Source organism: Terrihabitans rhizophilus, assembly GCF_033898525.1.
Lineage (GTDB): Bacteria > Pseudomonadota > Alphaproteobacteria > Rhizobiales > Methylopilaceae > Flaviflagellibacter > Flaviflagellibacter rhizophilus.
The window spans coordinates 348392-364394 of sequence record NZ_JAXAFJ010000002.1; the positions used below are offsets into that span (position 1 = coordinate 348392).

The following is a 16003-nucleotide window of genomic DNA, read 5'->3' on the forward strand; positions in this document are numbered from 1 at the left end:
TCAGGCCGCGGTCCGCGGCGCACTCTCCGGTGTGCAGAGAGCCCGGTCGCCGCCGGCGCGGACGAAGGCTACGACGTCCTGCACAAGCGCGGACTCCGGGAAGCTGGAGGCCATGTTGTCGACCCGTTCCTGCAATGTGCCCGTCTCGGCGAACAGCAGGCGATAGCCCTCGCGCAGCGCATTGATCTCCTCGCGCGGAAAATTGCGCCGCCGCAGGCCCACCAGATTGAGCCCGGCCAGGCGCGCGCGATCACCCACCGCCATGCCGAACGGGATCAGGTCCTTCTCGACGCCGCTGAGGCCACCGACGAAGGCGTGCGACCCGATGCGGGCGAACTGGATCACGGCCGATCCCCCACCCATGATGACATTGTCGCCCACGGTCACGTGTCCGGCTAGAAGAGCGCCGTTCGACAGGATGACATTGTTGCCGACCCGGCAGTCATGGCCGACATGGGAGTTCGCGAGGAAGGCGCAGTTGTCGCCCACCACCGTGTGGCTGCCGCCACCTTCGGTGCCCGCGTTCATCGTCACGCCCTCGCGGATCAGGCAGTTCGCGCCAACCGTCAGCGTGGCGTGCTCGCCCCGGAACTTCAGGTCCTGCGCCTCGTGGCCGATGGAGGCGAACGGGAAAATGCGCGTGCCCGCTCCAATGCGGGTGTGGCCGGCCACGGCAACATGGGATTTCAGCACGCAGCCATCGCCAAGCACGACATCCGCGCCCACCGTGCAAAACGGACCGATGCTGACATCGCTGCCGATCACGGCACCATCTTCGACGACCGCGCTGGGGTGGATCGCCATTCTACTGGTCGCTGATCATGGCCGACAGTTCGGCCTCTGCCACGACGACGCCATCCACCTTGGCCTCGCCCCGGAACCACCACATCTTCGAGCGGCTCTTCAGCTTGGTCATGTGGTATTCGAGCCGGTCGCCCGGTACCACGGGCTTGCGGAACTTGGCCTTGTCGATCGTCATGAAATAGACGAGCTGCGGACGCGTGCTGCCGCCGGCGGCCACGCACATCGCACCGGCCGTCTGCGCCATGCCCTCGATGATGAGCACACCCGGCATGATCGGCGAGCCCGGAAAATGGCCGGTGAACTGGGGCTCGTTCATCGTGACATTCTTGATGCCGATGCCGCGCTCATCACCCTTGATCCCGATGATGCGGTCCACCAGCAGGAATGGGTAGCGGTGCGGCAGCAGTTCAAGCAGCCGGCGGATATCCACCGATCCCAGCGTCTCGGTTGCGGCCTCTACGGCGTCCGTCACTGTTCTTCTCCCGAATTCCCGCTCCTGGGCCCCCGCGCGCGGGCGTCCCGCACCATCTTCCGGACAAAGGCCACTTCGCGCATATGGTCCCGCACCGGCTGCGCCGGCGATCCGGCCAGCCGCTGCCCGGCCGGCACATTGTTCATGACACCGGACTGAGCACCTATCTGCGTTCCGGCGCCGATTTCGATGTGGCCGACAAGGCCCGCCTGCCCGGCCACGACAACGAAATCGCCGAGCGTGGTGCTGCCCGAAATGCCCGCCTGCGAGACGATAACGCAATGACGACCTATGACCACGTTGTGTGCGATCTGGACCAGGTTGTCGATCTTGGTGCCCTCGCCCACCACCGTGTCACGCGTCCCGCCACGGTCCAGGCAACTGCCGGCGCCTATCTCCACATCGTCCTGCACGACAACACGGCCGATCTGGGGAATCTTGAGGTGTCCGCGCGGCCCCATGGCGAAGCCGAAGCCATCCTGCCCTATGCGGACGCCCGAATGCAGGATCACGCGATTGCCGATCAATGCGTGAACCACCGTCGCGTTGGCGCCCACCGCACAGTCGCGTCCGATGCGTACATCCGCGCCGATCACCGAATTGGCTCCAATGATGGTGCCGCTGCCGATCTCCGCGCCGTCACCGATCACGGCGCCGAAGTCGACGATCACACCTGCTTCGAGGCGTGCGCGGGGATGCACCGTCGCGCCCGGCGCGACGCCCACGCCCTCGAAGATCGGCTCCGGCCGCATCGCCGCCGGGAAGAGACGAGCCGCCGCCACGGCGAACGCCCGGTAGGGCTCGCGAGAGACAAGAAGGGTCAGGCCATCGGGCGCTTCGCCGGCCAGATCGGGCGAAACAAAGCACGCGCCCGCACGCGTGGTGCGGAAGTCGCCGGCATAGGCCTTGTTGTCGAGGAAGGAGAGATCGGATCGGCCGGCGCGCTCCAGCGGACCTATGCCGTTGAGCTCCCGGCTGCCGTCGCCGTGCAGCTCGGATCCCGTCAGCTCGGCGAGATCGGAGGCACGTACCGGCTGGGGTTCAGCGAAGAAGCGGGGATCACCCATCATGTCACCCGCAAAAGGATCCGCGCGGCACCCGGCCGCGCGGACATCATTGTCCTCAGAAGCGACCGCCGCCGGAGAAGCGGAACGCCTGCTCCTCGTCCGCATCGTCCTTGGTCAGCGCCCAGGCATAGTCGAAGCGCAGCGGGCCGAGCGGAGACTGCCAGAGCAGCGACACGCCGACGGAAGAGCGGATGTCGCCATCGTCGCCTACGACATCGAGGTCGCGTCCGTCACCGAACCCGCAGGCCGTGTCGCAACCCTTGTAGTCGAGCAGCGTACCGGCGTCCGCGAACACCGCACCACGAAGGCCGAAGTCCTTCGGAATGCCCCAGAGCGGGAACAGCACTTCGGCCGTGGCACCTGCGTAGACCGTGCCGCCGAGTGCGTCGCCGGTCTCTTCGTCGCGCGCGCCGATGCCCGAGGTCTTGAAGCCGCGCACCAGATCCGGACCCTTGAAGAAGTGATCCAGGATGTTCAGGTCTTCATCGCCCCAGCCATAAATGTGACCGGCCTGGCCGCGGATCATGCCGACCATCTCGCCCGGCAGCTCGTGATAGTAGCGAGCGTCGAGTGTGGTGCGGATGAACTCGGAGTCGCCACCCAGACCGGCGAAGTCCTGACGAAACTCGGCACGGATGCCGTCCTTCGGGTTCAGGTTGCTGTCGAGCGAGTTCCAGACCAGCGAATAGCCGGCAAGCGAAGTCAGGGTCCTGCCCTCGGCCTGCTGGAGAGCAACCGACACTTCGCGGGGATCGAGCGTCCCGTCTATGCCACACGCGATCTCCTCGCCATCAGCGTTGCGATAGCAGCCATCCTTCAACTCGGGATCGATGTCGATCTCGCGCTGATAGATCTGGTAGTTCACGCCGGCGGTGAAGTTGTCCGTGATCGGCAGGCCCAGACGCAGGCCACCGCCGACGGTCTTCAGCTCGTAGGAGGCGTAGCTCGTCTTGTCGCGGTTCTTGATGTAGGCGTCGAAGCCTGCGGAGATGCGGCGGCCCAGGAAGTACGGGTCGGTGAAGCTGAAGTCGTAGCCATTGCTGTTTTCGCCCAGCGACGCGCCGACCTTCACGTAATAGCCGCGTCCGAGGAAGTTCTTCTCGGCAACGGAAACCTCGGCGATGAAGCCGTCCGCCGTCGAGTAACCACCCGACACCGAGAACTCGCCCGTGGACTGATCTTCGACGTTCACGTTGACGATCACGCGGTCAGGCGAAGAGCCCGGCTCCGATGTGATCTTCACGGCCTTGAAGAAGCCGAGGCGGTTCAGGCGGCGCTCGGCCCGATTGATGAGCGCCTGATTGTAGGCATCACCTTCCGACAGGTCGAATTCGCGGCGCACCACATAGTCACGCGTGCGGGCGTTGCCGCGCACATTGATGCGCTCGACATAGACGCGGGAGCCTTCCTCGACCGAATAGGTCACGGCCACCGTGTGGTTCTGGTAGTCACGCGAACCGCGCGGACGAACCTGGGCGAAGGCGTAGCCGTTCGTCGCCAGTTCGATCGACATAGCCTCGACGGTCTTCTCGATCTCGTCGGCGCTGTAGATCTCGCCAGCCGTGCCCTTGATCTTGGAGCGAAGCACCGCGGGATCGACGTCGGCCACGTTCGATTCCACATCGACGGCGGCGTAGCGATAGACGGGGCCTTCCTCGACGGCGACCTGGATGCGGTAGGAGTTCGCGGCCTCGTCGAAGGTGACGTTCTGCGACGCGACACGGAAGTCCGCATAGCCGTTGCGCAGGTAGAAGCGGCGGACCAGCTCAAGGTCTGCGTTCAGGCGGTCCGGATCGTAGACGTCCGAGCTCTTGAGCCAGCTCATGAAGTTGGACTGGGTCGTCGTCATCTCGTCGCGCAGACGGGAGTCTGAATAGACGGTGTTACCGGAGAACTCGATCTCCGCGATCTTGCTCTTCTTGCTCTCGTTGACGACGAAGACCAGGTCGACGCGGCCGTTGGGGCGCGAGATGACCTGCGGCTCGACGGTGGCCTCGGTGCGGCCGGCACGCCGGTAGAGCTCCAGGATGCGCTGGACGTCGCCCTGCACGAGGCTCGTATTGAACGGACCGCGCGACTTGGACTGCACTTCCGCTTCGAGCGTGGCGTCCTTGATCTTCCGGTTACCCTCGAAGGCGACACGGTTGATCATCGAGTTTTCGACGACGGTGACCACGAGGCCGCCGCCGGCGCGGGAAACCTGCACGTCCTGGAACAGCCCGGTCGCGTAGAGGCCCTTTACGGCCTCGTCGATCTTGACGGTGTCGAGACGCTCACCCGGCTGGGTGGCGAAATAGGCGCGAACCGCATCCGATTCGATGCGGCTGTTGCCGCGGACAGTGATGTTGGCGCTCTGCGCCTGAGCAGACGTCGATGACACAAGGACAGCGCCCCCGACAGGAGCGGCAAGGCTTGCCATGACAGCTGCTGCCGGAGTGACCCTTGCAAGGACACGATACACATACTTCATCGGGTTCCGACCCTCTTTGTCGGCGTGTCCGGACCCCCGTCCGAAACGGCAGATTCTGCTCCACGCCTATCCGGTTCTTAGCCGGTTTCCCGTCAGCCGCAACCCTGAATCCCTTGGGTTACGACGGTTTTCAGCGCAGCCGTTGCCCTGAGGCCACGGCTCTAGGTCGCAAGATGGACGATGTCGTTCCAGGTGGCGAAGAGCATGAGGCTGAGCACCATGGCGATGCCGATGCGGAACCCCACCTCCTGCGCACGCTCGCTGAGCGGACGTCCCCGTATCGCTTCCACGGCGTAGAAGAGAAGATGCCCGCCATCGAGCAGCGGAATCGGGAACAGGTTCAGCAGGCCGATGGAGATGGAAATCACCGCGGTGAGCTCGAACAGCACTTCGAAGCCAAGCTGCGCCGCCTGCCCGGACACCTGGGCGATGCGAATCGGGCCGCTCAGCTGGTCGGCGGATTCGCGTCCGGTGAAGATGCCGCCGATATAGGACATCGTCCTGTCGACCACGAACCATGTCTCGCCCACCGCCCCCGCGACGGCTTCGCCGAGGCTGTAGTCGCGGTGGGGAATCTCCGTTTCCGGCTTGCGGCTGATGCCGAGCACGCCGATGCGCAGGGTCTGCCCGAACGAATCCTGCACCTCCTGGCGCTTCGGGCTGGCCGTCAGGCTGACCTCCTGTTCGCCGCGCCGCACGTCGAACCGCATCGCCCGCTCCGGGCTGATGCGCACGATGCGCTGCATGTCGGCGAAGCTGCCGATGGAGCTGCCGTCGATCCGCAGGATCACGTCGTCAGGCTGGAAACCGGCGGCCTCCGCGGCGCTGCCGGCGACCACCTGGTCCACTCGGGCCTCGCTCGCCGGGCGGCCATAGATCCAGAAGGAGGCGGTGAAGATGACGATGGCGAGCAGGAAATTGGCGACAGGGCCGGCCGCGACCACGGCGGCACGCTTGCCCACGCTCTGGCCGTAGAAGCTTACGCTGCGTTCCTGCTCAGGCATGGCTGCCAGCCGCTCGCGGTCCGGCGCACTCGCTGCGTTCTCGTCGCCGTAGAACTTCACGTAGCCACCCAACGGTATGGCCGCGAGCCGCCAGCGCGTGCCCTTCCGGTCGTGAAAGTGGGCGATCTCCGGGCCGAAGCCCATAGAGAAGGTCAGCACCCGGATGCCGCACCACCGCGCCACGAGGAAGTGGCCCATCTCGTGGATGAAGATGACGATGGCCAGCACCGCGACGTAGGGGACGACGTATGTAACCGCACCGGCGGCGATATCGTAGGCGCTCATCATCCTCGGCTTTCGTGCAGGCGGGCCCTAGGCATCCGCGAGCTTCATGTTCAGGCTCTCGGACGCTATGTGGCGTGCTTCCCGGTCGATCGCGAGGGCATCTTCCACCGTTTGCGGAGCGCTGACCAGTCCCTGCCGCCCGGCCGCCTTTTCCAGCACCGTTGCGACGAGCGCCGCGATACCCGGGAAAGACAGCTTGCCGTCCAGGAATGCAGCCACCGCCACCTCATTGGCGGCATTGAGCACGGTCGGCGCGGCTCCGCCCGCGCTGAGCGCGTCGAGCGCCAGCCGCAAAGCCGGGAAGCGCTCGTGATCCACCGGCTCGAAGGTCAGCGAACCCACCCGCGCCAGATCCAGCGGCGTCACATTGGTGCGCAGCCGCACGGGCCAGCCAAGGCAGTGCGCGATCGGCACACGCATATCGGGCGGCGCCAGACCGGCGACCACCGAGCCGTCGCTCCAGCTGACGAGCCCATGAACCACCGATTGCGGATGCACCAGAACGTCCAGCTGGTCGGCGCCTACCCCAAATAGATGATGCGCCTCAATGAGTTCGAGGCCTTTGTTCATCAAGCTCGCCGAGTCGATCGTAACCTTGCGGCCCATGGTCCAGGTGGGATGCTTGAGCGCGTTTTCCGGCCGCGCGCGCGCGATCTCCCCGGCCGACCAGGTGCGGAACGGCCCGCCCGACGCCGTCAGGATGATCTTCGAGACCTCGCCCGCGCGCCCTGAGGTGAGGGCCTGGGCGATGGCGTTGTGCTCGGAATCGACGGGCAGAACTTCCGCGCCGGCTTCCGCCGCCTCGCGCATGAAGACGTCGCCGGCGGAGACGAGGCATTCCTTGTTGGCGAGTGCGATCATGCCGCCGCGGCGCACTGCAGCCATCGTGGGCCTGAGGCCCGCAATGCCGACCACCGCGCCCATCGTCCAGTCCACGGGGCGCGCAGCGGCATCGTCCATGGCCTCGTCACCGGCGGCAACCTCGATGCCGGAGCCATCGAGCGCGTCCTTGAGGGCCCCGTAGCAGGACGGGTCGGCCACCACGGCCACCTTGGCGCGCAGGGCCCGGGCGACATTGGCGAGCGCCGCGACATCGCGGCCCGAAACGACTGCCTCCACCTCGTAGCGATCGGGGTCGGCCAGCAGCAGGTCCACCGTCGATCGACCGATCGAGCCCGTCGCACCGAGGAGCGTTACCGTGCGGGGCGCCTGCGGCCCGTCCGTCGAAGTCACCATATCAGAACTCCCTGCCCGGCCGCTTCCCAGCCGCCGCGCATCACACCGAGCACCAGGGCGAACAGCCCCGCGGCGATGAACCCATCCAGCCGGTCCATGACACCCCCGTGACCAGGAATGACGGCACCGGCATCCTTGACGCCGAAAGCGCGTTTAACAGCCGATTCGAAGAGATCGCCGCCCTGGCTGATCATCGCGGCCACCACGCTCACCAGAGCGACAGGCAGGAGCGACGGAACGCCCGCCCCCGCGGCCACGCCAGTGGCTGCAACGCCCGCGAACAGCGTGCCGCCGATGAAGCCCGCCCAGGTCTTGCCGGGGGAGACACGCGGCCAGAGCTTTGGCCCGCCGATGAGCCGGCCGCAGACATAGGCCATAACGTCGCTCGTCCATACAACCGCGAACAGCCACAGCAAAGCCGGCAGCCCGAACTCGCCGCTCCACCTCAGGGTCAATGGAACCACGAGGACGATGGCCGCATAGACCAGGCCGAAGGCCTGCCACAACGGCCATCCCCGGGTGATCCGCCACCATTCGGCAAGCACGAACGCGGCAAGGGCAAGCCAGACGGCGATCAGCACCACGCCGCCCAGCCACGCCGTCACCAGCGCCCCGGCTGCCATGAAGGCTCCGGAGATCAGGCGTATGCCGAGGTCCGCCAGCGGCCTCTTAACCCGTGGGTTCACTGCCCGGCCTTGCGCAATCCACCGAACCGGCGCTCGCGCTGACGGAACTGATCGAGGGCTTGTTCGAGCGCCGCGCGGTTGAAGTCCGGCCAATGGAGAGGCAGGAACACCAGTTCGGCATAGGCCGCCTGCCACAGTAGGAAGTTGGAGAGCCGCTGCTCGCCGCTGGTCCGGATCACCAGATCAGGATCGGGCAGATCGCTCGCGTAGAGGTGGCGCGTCAGATCGCCGGCCGTAATGTTGTCGGCATCCAGCGCCCCGCTGGCGACTTCCCGGGCAAGCCTCTGGGCGGCGTGCACGATCTCCTGGCGTGACCCGTAATTGAAGGCCACGACGAGCGTCATCGCGGTGTTGTCGCGCGTCAGCGTCTCGCTCTCTTCGATCAGCGACTGGATGTCGGGATCGAGGTTCGCGCGCTCGCCGATGATGCGCACCCGGACGCCGGAGGCATGGAGTTCCGCCAGGTCGTCGCGGACGAAGCGGCGCAGCAGGTTCATAAGATCGAAGATTTCGCTGCGCGGACGCGACCAGTTCTCGACAGAGAAGCTGTACAGGGTCAGCACCTTGATGCCGAGTTCGCCCGCCGCTTTCACGGTTGACCGAACCGCCTGAACGCCGCGCCTGTGTCCTTCGACCCGCGGCAGACCCCGCGCCGCTGCCCAACGTCCATTGCCATCCATGATGATGGCGACGTGCTCGGGCATGCGCTCACCATCTGTCGCGGACACGGCCGCGCTCGCAAGGCGTTCGATGGCGTTCATCCGCTCGGCCGGAACCTTTCGTGTCAGACCTGGGTGATCTCTTTTTCCTTGGTCGCCATAAGCTGATCGATCTCGGCGATGGCCTCGTCGGTCACCTTCTGCACCTGATCACTCTGCTTGCGGACATCATCTTCCGCGATGTCGCCGTCCTTTTCCATCTTCTTCAGGACGTCCATCCCATCGCGCCGAACGTTGCGGACGGCAACCTTGGCCTGCTCGGTGTATTTATGGCCGACCTTCACGAGCTCCTTGCGGCGCTCGGCGTTCAGCTCCGGGATCGGGATGCGGAGCAGCTGGCCTTCCACGATGGGGTTGAGACCGAGATTGGACTCGCGGATCGCCCGCTCGACGGCGCCCGTCATGCTGCGGTCCCAGACCTGAACGTTCAGCATGCGGGGCTCCGGCACGGTGATGGAAGCCACCTGGTTCAGCGGCGTGTGCGAGCCGTAGGCATCGACGCTGATGGGGTCCAGCAGGCCGGCCGAGGCCCGGCCCGTGCGCAGGCCGTTCAGTTCCGTGCTCAGCACGCCGATGGCGCCCTGCATGCGGCGCTTCAGTTCGGCGATGTCGAAAGGGGTTGCCATCGTAGATCCCAGATTTTCGAGGCCCGAAGGGGCTGTGGACTTCAGCCGCCGACTAAGGTGCCGCGCCCGTTGCCCATGACGGTAGCCTTGATCGAGCCCGGCTCGTGAATGGAGAAGACGATTACCGGAATACGGTTCTCGCGGGCAAGCGCGAACGCGGCGGCGTCCATCACCTTGAGGTCGCGCGCGATGGCTTCGTCATAGCTCACGCGATCGTAGCGGACGGCGGTCGGATCCTTCTTGGGATCGGCCGTGTAGACGCCATCGACATTGGTGGCCTTCAGCAAGGCGTCGCAGCCCATTTCCGCCGCGCGAAGCGCAGCCGCCGTATCCGTCGTGAAGAAGGGGTTGCCGGTCCCGGCCGCGAAGATCATCACATGGCCGCGCTCGAAATGGCGCAGCGCCTTGGGACGAGAGAACGTCTCGCAGACGGCGGGCATCTCAAGGGCGGACATGACGCGGGCGGTGGCGCCGAAGCGTTCGATGCTTGCCCCGAGCGCCAGCGCGTTCATCACCGTGGCCAGCATGCCCATATAGTCGCCGGTCGCGCGGTCGATGCCGCTCGCCGCCACCTGCACGCCGCGGAAGATGTTTCCGCCGCCGACCACGAGCGCGACTTCCACGCCCTCGTTGCGCAGGCCTGCCACCTCTTCCGCTATGCGGTCGACGGTGGCCGGGTCGAGGCCGAAACCGGCCCCGCCCATCAGTGCCTCACCGGAAATCTTGACGAGCACGCGCCGGTACAGCGGAGTGGTCATGCTCATCAATCCTCCCGATGCCGTTCTATCAGCGCCCTCCGGCCGCCGCGGCAACCTCGGCCGCGAAGTCGGATTCCTGCTTCTCGATGCCTTCGCCCAGCGCGTACCGGACATAGCCGATGACCTGAATGGGCGAGCCCACCTGGCCTTCAGCTTCCTTCAGCGCCTGGCCAACGGTCTTGGAGCCGTCCTGCACATGCACCTGATCGAGAAGGGTGACTTCCTTGTAGTAGGACTTCAGGCCCGATTCGATGATCTTTTCCTGCACATTGGCAGGCTTGCCCTGGTGCTTCTCGAGAAGGATGGCCTTCTCGCGCTCCAGCACCCCGGCATCGATTCCGCTGGCATCGACGGCGAGCGGGTTCATTGCGGCGATGTGCATCGCGATGCCACGGCCGAGCGTCGAAAGCTTCTCGACATCGCCCTTGGACTCGAGCGCGACGAGCACGCCGATACGGCCGAGGCCGTCGGTGACCGCGCCGTGCACGTAGCTGGAGATCACGCCGTCCTGCACGGTGAGCTTGGCCACGCGCCGGATGTTCATGTTCTCGCCGATAGTCGCCACCAGATCCGTCAAGGTGTCCTTGAGGTTCTTGGAACCGCCCGGGAAATGCGCGGCCTCGAGGGCCTCCACACTGCCGTCCGTGTTCAGCGCAACCTTGGCCGCTTCGCGCGCGAAGGCCTGGAAATCGGTGTTGCGGGCAACGAAGTCCGTCTCGGAATTCACCTCGACCACGGTCGCGGTCTTGCCCGACGACTCGACAGCCACAAGGCCTTCGGCCGCGACGCGACCGGCCTTCTTGGCGGCCTTCGACAGGCCTTTCTTGCGCAGCCAGTCAACCGCGGCTTCAAGGTCGCCGCCGGTCTCCGTCAGGGCCGCCTTGCAATCCATCATGCCGGCGCTGGTCGTTTCGCGGAGTTCCTTGACGAGTGCCGCTGTGATGTTCGCCATGTCTAGTCCTCGGAAGATAAGGAAACGCGTGGCGCGACCGGAGCCGCGCCACGTGGTCTCGGATCAGGCGGCCAGCAGCTCGCGGGCCTGCGCCACCCAGCCCTCGGGGCTCAGGCGGCCGGCAAGCTTCAGCTCGCTGTCGATGGCGGATGCCTCGCCTTCGGTCATCGCGGCGATCTGCCAGTAGTGGAAAATGCCGTATTCGTTCAGCTTCTTCTCCACCTGGGGACCAACGCCCGTCAGGCGGGACAGGTCGTCCGGCGCGCCGCGCGGAGCGGACAGGCGCTCATAGGCCTGCGTCTGCGTCTCGTCGGTGGCGGAGGCAGGTGCCTCTTCCTCGACCGGCGGCAGCTCTTCCACCAGCACCGGCTCTTCGGCCGCACCGAGATCGAAGCCGGCGCGGCCCTGCGCACGGCCGATGCCGTCGATGGCGGCACGGGCGACGAGGTCGCAGATCAGCAGGATGGCGCGACCGGCGTCGTCATTGCCGGGAACCGGGAAGGCGATGCCATCCGGGTCGCAGTTCGAATCGAGGATCGCAGCCACCGGAATGTTCAGGCGGCGCGCTTCCTGGATCGCGATCTGCTCCTTGTTCGTGTCGATGACGAAGATCAGGTCCGGCAGGCCGCCCATGTCGCGGATGCCGCCGAGAGCGCGGTCGAGCTTGTCCTTTTCACGGGACAGCGTCAGGCGCTCCTTCTTGGTGAAGCCGGAGCCTTCGCCCGAGAGCATCTCTTCGAGCTTCCGCAGGCGCTGGATCGAACCGGAAATGGTCTTCCAGTTGGTCAGCATGCCGCCGAGCCAGCGCGAGTTCACGTAATACTGGGCGGAGCGCTGAGCAGCGTCGGCGACGTGCTCGGCTGCCTGGCGCTTCGTGCCGACGAACAGGACGCGGCCACCCTTGGCCACCGTGTCGGACACCTGCTGCAGCGCCTGGTTCAGCATCGGCACCGTCTGTGCCAGATCGAGGATGTGAATGTTGTTGCGCGTGCCAAAGATGAACGGTGCCATCTTCGGGTTCCAGCGGTGGGACTGGTGGCCGAAATGGACACCGGCTTCGAGGAGGGCGCGCAGATTTACTTCAGGAAGAGCCATTGTCTTGTTCTCCGGTTGTGACCGCCGCGGACGTGACCATGTCTCCATAGGGAGCCAGGGCACCGGAATGCATGAATGCAGGTGTCCGCGTGTGGAATGGCCGGGCTTATAGGGGATGAGGGCCGCAAGGGCAAGCCGAAGGGCGGCTTTTCAGGGATGCCTCGATCCGCACCGCCGCGTCCCGGAAGCGCGAAAGCGCTGTCCGGGACCCATACGCTCCGCGGTGATCGTTACATGGGTGCCCGCATCCCGAGTCGAGCGCTCCTAGCGTATGGGTTCCGGACAGCCGCTGCGCGCCTTCCAGAACGCGGCTGAACGGATGCAGGCTTGAAGCTAGGCGCTCACCACATCCAGCACGCCCGGCACGGCCTTGATGGCGGCGGCGATGGGCGGAGACACGCGGTAGCGGCCCGGCAGCTTGATCTCCACCTCGGTCGCGCCCTCCTCCATCAGCAGCACCATGCTGACTTCGCTTTCACCGCCACGCTGCAACCGGCTGGCGACAAGCTCCATCGGCTTCGGATCGCGCACGAACACCTGCAGCGACTGGCCGAAGCGGGTCGCGGCATCCTCCAGCGGCACCACGGAGAGGATGCGCGCCCTCACCTCCTCGCCCTCCAGCGAGGCCTGCAGGCTGACGACGACGGAGCTGTTCGGCTCCAGCAAGTCGCGATACTCGCTGAGCCCCTCGGAGAAGATGATGGCCTCGTAATGGCCCGTCGGGTCCGACAGCTTCAGGATGCCCATGCGGTTGCCGCTCTTGGTGCGCTTCTCCTGGCGCGACAGCACCGTTGCCGCCAACCGCCCGGCGGTCGCGCCCTGCCGCACCGAGGCGCAGAACTCCGACCAGCGCGACACCTTCATGCGGCCGAGCAGGTTCTGATAGCCGTCGAGCGGATGGCCGGTGAGGAAGAAGCCCACGGCCTCGTATTCGCGGGTCAGCCGCTCGCCCGGCAGCCACGACTCCACCCGGGGCGCACGAATGGTCTCCGGCTCCACCCCGCCGAACAGATTGTCCTGCCCGGCGACGGCGTCCGACTGCGTGCGCGCGCCGATTGCCATCACCTGCTCCAGCGAGGCGAAGACGCGGGCGCGGTCCGGGTCCAGCGTGTCGAACGCGCCGGCCTGAACAAGGCCTTCCAGCGTGCGCTTGTTCACGGCGCGCGGGTCGAAGCGGCGCGCGAAATCCGCCAGATCCTTGAACGGCCGGTCGCCGCGAGCGGTGACGATGGCCTCGGCCGCCTGTGCGCCGACGCCCTTCACGGCTGCGAGCGCATAGCGGATGGAGCCGTCGTGCACGCCGAACTCAACGCCGGAATGGTTCACCGAAGGGGGATCGACGCGGATTCCCATCCGGGAGGCCTCGGAGCGGAACTCCGCCAGCTTGTCGGTGGAGCCCATATCCATGGTCATGGACGCGGCCATGAACTCGACCGGATGGTTCGCCTTGAGGTAGGCCGTATGGTACGAAACCAGCGCATAGGCGGCGGCATGGCTCTTGTTGAAGCCGTAGTCCGCAAACTTCGCCAGCAGGTCGAAGATGGTGTTGGCGTCGTCCTTACCGACGCCGCGCTCGGTCGCGCCGTTCACGAAGATCTCGCGCTGCGCGTCCATCTCCGAGCGGATCTTCTTGCCCATCGCGCGGCGCAGCATGTCAGCCTGCCCCAGCGTGTAGCCGGCAAGCGTCTGCGCGATCTGCATCACCTGTTCCTGATAGATGATGACGCCGAAGGTCTCGGCCAGGCTCTCCTCGATCTTCGGGTGCGGGTATTCCGGCTCCTCGCGGCCGTGCTTGCGGGCGCAATAGGTCGGGATGTTGGCCATCGGACCCGGACGGTACAGCGCCACCAGCGCTACGATGTCCTCGAAACGGTCCGGCCGCATGTCGAGCAGCGCGCGCCGCATGCCGGCGCTTTCCACCTGGAACACACCGACAGTCTCGCCGCGCGCCATCAGGTCGTAGGCGGGCTTGTCGTCGATCGGCAGGCGCGACACGTCCAGTTCAAGCCCGCGCGCCTTCAGGTGATCCACCGTCTTGCGGATCGTGGTCAGCGTCTTGAGACCCAGGAAGTCGAACTTCACGAGGCCGGCCTGCTCCACCCATTTCATGTTGAACTGGGTGACCGGCATGTCGGAGCGCGGATCGCGGTAGAGCGGCGCCAGCTCGGCAAGCGGCCGGTCGCCGATGACGATACCTGCCGCATGGGTGGAGGCGTGCCGATAGAGGCCTTCCAGCTTCAGCGCGATGTCGAGCATGCGCCCGACCACCGGCTCCTCCTCCCGCGCCGCATCGAAGCGCGGCTCGTCCTTGATCGCCTGTGCAAGCGTCACCGGATTCGCCGGGTTCTGCGGCACCAGCTTGCAGAGCTTGTCGACCTGCCCGTAGCTCATCTCGAGAACACGGCCGACGTCGCGCATCACACCGCGCGCCTGGAGCGAGCCGAAGGTGATGATCTGCGCCACCCGGTCATGGCCGTATTTTGCCTGGACGTAGCGGATCACCTCCTCCCGCCGCTCCTGGCAGAAGTCGATGTCGAAGTCCGGCATGGACACGCGCTCGGGGTTCAGGAACCGCTCGAACAGCAGCCCGAACCGAATCGGGTCCAGATCGGTGATCGTGAGCACCCAGGCCACCAGCGATCCGGCGCCCGAGCCTCGGCCCGGTCCCACGGGAATGTCCTGCGCCTTGGCCCATTTGATGAAGTCCGAGACGATGAGGAAATAGCCCGGAAACTTCATGCGCTCGATGACGTCGAGCTCGAAGTCCAGCCGCGCCTCGTAGTCCGCCACGGTTAGGCCGGGCGCGCAGCCATGCACGTCGAGGCGCTGCCGCAGCCCCTCCTGCGCTTGCCGCCTCAGTTCGGCGCCCTCGTCGCCATCCTGCGTGAAGCGCGGCAGGATTGGCTTGATGGAACGCGGGCGGTAGGCGCAGCGACGTGCGATCTCGACGGTGTTGCCGGTGGCTTCCGGCAGGTCCGCGAACAAGGCCAGCATCTCGGCGCGCGTCTTGAAGCGATGCTCCGGCGTCAGCTGGCGGCGGTTGCTGTCCGCAACGAAACGTCCGTCGGCGATGGCGAGAAGCGCGTCATGCGCCTCGAAGTCTGCGACGGTGGCGAAGTAGCAGTCGTTCGTGGCAACGAGCGGGACATCGAGTTCGTAGGCAAGGTCGATCAGGCGCGGTTCGACGGCACGTTCGCTGTCGAGGCCATGACGCTGAAGCTCGATGTAGAGCCTGTCGCCGAAGCACTCGCGCAGCCTCGCGACTCGCGCGCGAGCAAGATCGGCGCGCCCTTCGGCGAAGGCGCAGTCCAGCGGGCCGCGCGGTCCACCCGTCAGGAGGATCAGCCCCTCATTGTGCTCGGCCAGGCAGGCGAACGAGACATGGGCGGTCTCGCTGGGATCTGTCTCCAGGAAACCCCGGCTCGTCAGCGCCAGCAGGTTGCGGTAGCCGCGCTCGGAGCGGGCCAGCACCACCACGCGCGGGCGTTCGCAGGCCGGTCCCCTCGCCCCCGGCGCGGCCTCACGGTCGCCGAACTCCACGGCGATCGAACAGCCCGTGATCGGCTGCACGCCTGAGCCCGCGAACTTCTCCGAGAACTCCAGCGCCCCGAACAGATTACCGGTGTCGGTCAGGGCCATGGCCGGCATCTTGTCCGCCTTGGCCAGCTCCGCGAGCCGCCCAACCGTCATCGAGCCTTCCAGCAGCGAATAGGACGCATGGACGTGAAGATGCACGAAGCCGGGATCGGACAAGGTACCTACCGCAGTTACAGGATCGGCAGGGCGTCTGCCCAGACCAGGATCATGCCGATGAATATGGCGACCGAGC

At 66.1% G+C, this 16003-nt stretch carries 13 protein-coding genes; all 13 read right to left on the minus strand.

Features of this window, described 5'->3' with window-relative positions; genetic code table 11:
• The gene (gene lpxA / locus SCD90_RS05235; protein WP_319843578.1) at window positions 1-804 is read right to left on the minus strand and encodes an acyl-ACP--UDP-N-acetylglucosamine O-acyltransferase; all 804 of its coding nucleotides are present in this window, start codon (window positions 802-804) and stop codon (window positions 1-3) included.
• 1 nt (window position 805) lies between these two features.
• A complete protein-coding gene (gene fabZ, locus SCD90_RS05240; RefSeq protein ID WP_319843579.1) occupies window positions 806-1276 on the minus strand; it encodes a 3-hydroxyacyl-ACP dehydratase FabZ in 471 nt (156 codons plus the stop codon).
• Complete coding sequence (lpxD, locus tag SCD90_RS05245) at window positions 1273-2343, minus strand: UDP-3-O-(3-hydroxymyristoyl)glucosamine N-acyltransferase (protein ID WP_319843841.1); 1071 nt, start codon at window positions 2341-2343, stop codon at window positions 1273-1275. Before lpxD ends, fabZ begins: the two co-directional genes overlap by 4 nt.
• Window positions 2344-2398: 55 nt before the next feature.
• Window positions 2399-4762, minus strand: a complete 2364-nt coding sequence (gene bamA, locus SCD90_RS05250; protein ID WP_319843580.1) for an outer membrane protein assembly factor BamA — start codon at window positions 4760-4762, stop codon at window positions 2399-2401.
• 212 nt (window positions 4763-4974) lie between these two features.
• On the minus strand, window positions 4975-6105 hold the full coding sequence (gene rseP, locus SCD90_RS05255; RefSeq protein ID WP_319843581.1) for an RIP metalloprotease RseP: 1131 nt from the start codon (window positions 6103-6105) through the stop codon (window positions 4975-4977).
• 24 nt (window positions 6106-6129) lie between these two features.
• Window positions 6130-7338 carry a 1-deoxy-D-xylulose-5-phosphate reductoisomerase gene (dxr, locus tag SCD90_RS05260; RefSeq protein WP_319843582.1) on the minus strand — a complete coding sequence of 403 codons (1209 nt, stop codon included), beginning with the start codon at window positions 7336-7338 and terminating at the stop codon, window positions 6130-6132.
• On the minus strand, window positions 7332-8024 hold the full coding sequence (locus tag SCD90_RS05265; protein WP_319843583.1) for a phosphatidate cytidylyltransferase: 693 nt from the start codon (window positions 8022-8024) through the stop codon (window positions 7332-7334). Before SCD90_RS05265 ends, dxr begins: the two co-directional genes overlap by 7 nt.
• The gene (locus SCD90_RS05270; protein ID WP_425265640.1) at window positions 8021-8785 is read right to left on the minus strand and encodes an isoprenyl transferase; all 765 of its coding nucleotides are present in this window, start codon (window positions 8783-8785) and stop codon (window positions 8021-8023) included. Before SCD90_RS05270 ends, SCD90_RS05265 begins: the two co-directional genes overlap by 4 nt.
• A 23-nt stretch (window positions 8786-8808) precedes the next feature.
• Window positions 8809-9369, minus strand: coding sequence for a ribosome recycling factor (frr, locus tag SCD90_RS05275; RefSeq protein ID WP_319843584.1), 561 nt, complete (start codon window positions 9367-9369; stop codon window positions 8809-8811).
• Between the two features lie 41 nt (window positions 9370-9410).
• Window positions 9411-10133, minus strand: a complete 723-nt coding sequence (gene pyrH, locus SCD90_RS05280) for a UMP kinase (protein WP_319843585.1) — start codon at window positions 10131-10133, stop codon at window positions 9411-9413.
• A 22-nt stretch (window positions 10134-10155) separates the two neighbouring features.
• Complete coding sequence (tsf, locus tag SCD90_RS05285) at window positions 10156-11079, minus strand: translation elongation factor Ts (protein ID WP_319843586.1); 924 nt, start codon at window positions 11077-11079, stop codon at window positions 10156-10158.
• A gap of 63 nt (window positions 11080-11142) precedes the next feature.
• Window positions 11143-12174, minus strand: coding sequence for a 30S ribosomal protein S2 (locus SCD90_RS05290; protein WP_319843587.1), 1032 nt, complete (start codon window positions 12172-12174; stop codon window positions 11143-11145).
• 333 nt (window positions 12175-12507) lie between these two features.
• Window positions 12508-15927: a DNA polymerase III subunit alpha gene (dnaE, locus tag SCD90_RS05295; RefSeq protein WP_319843588.1), complete on the minus strand. Its 3420-nt coding sequence runs from the start codon at window positions 15925-15927 to the stop codon at window positions 12508-12510.
• Window positions 15928-16003 lie beyond the last annotated feature (76 nt).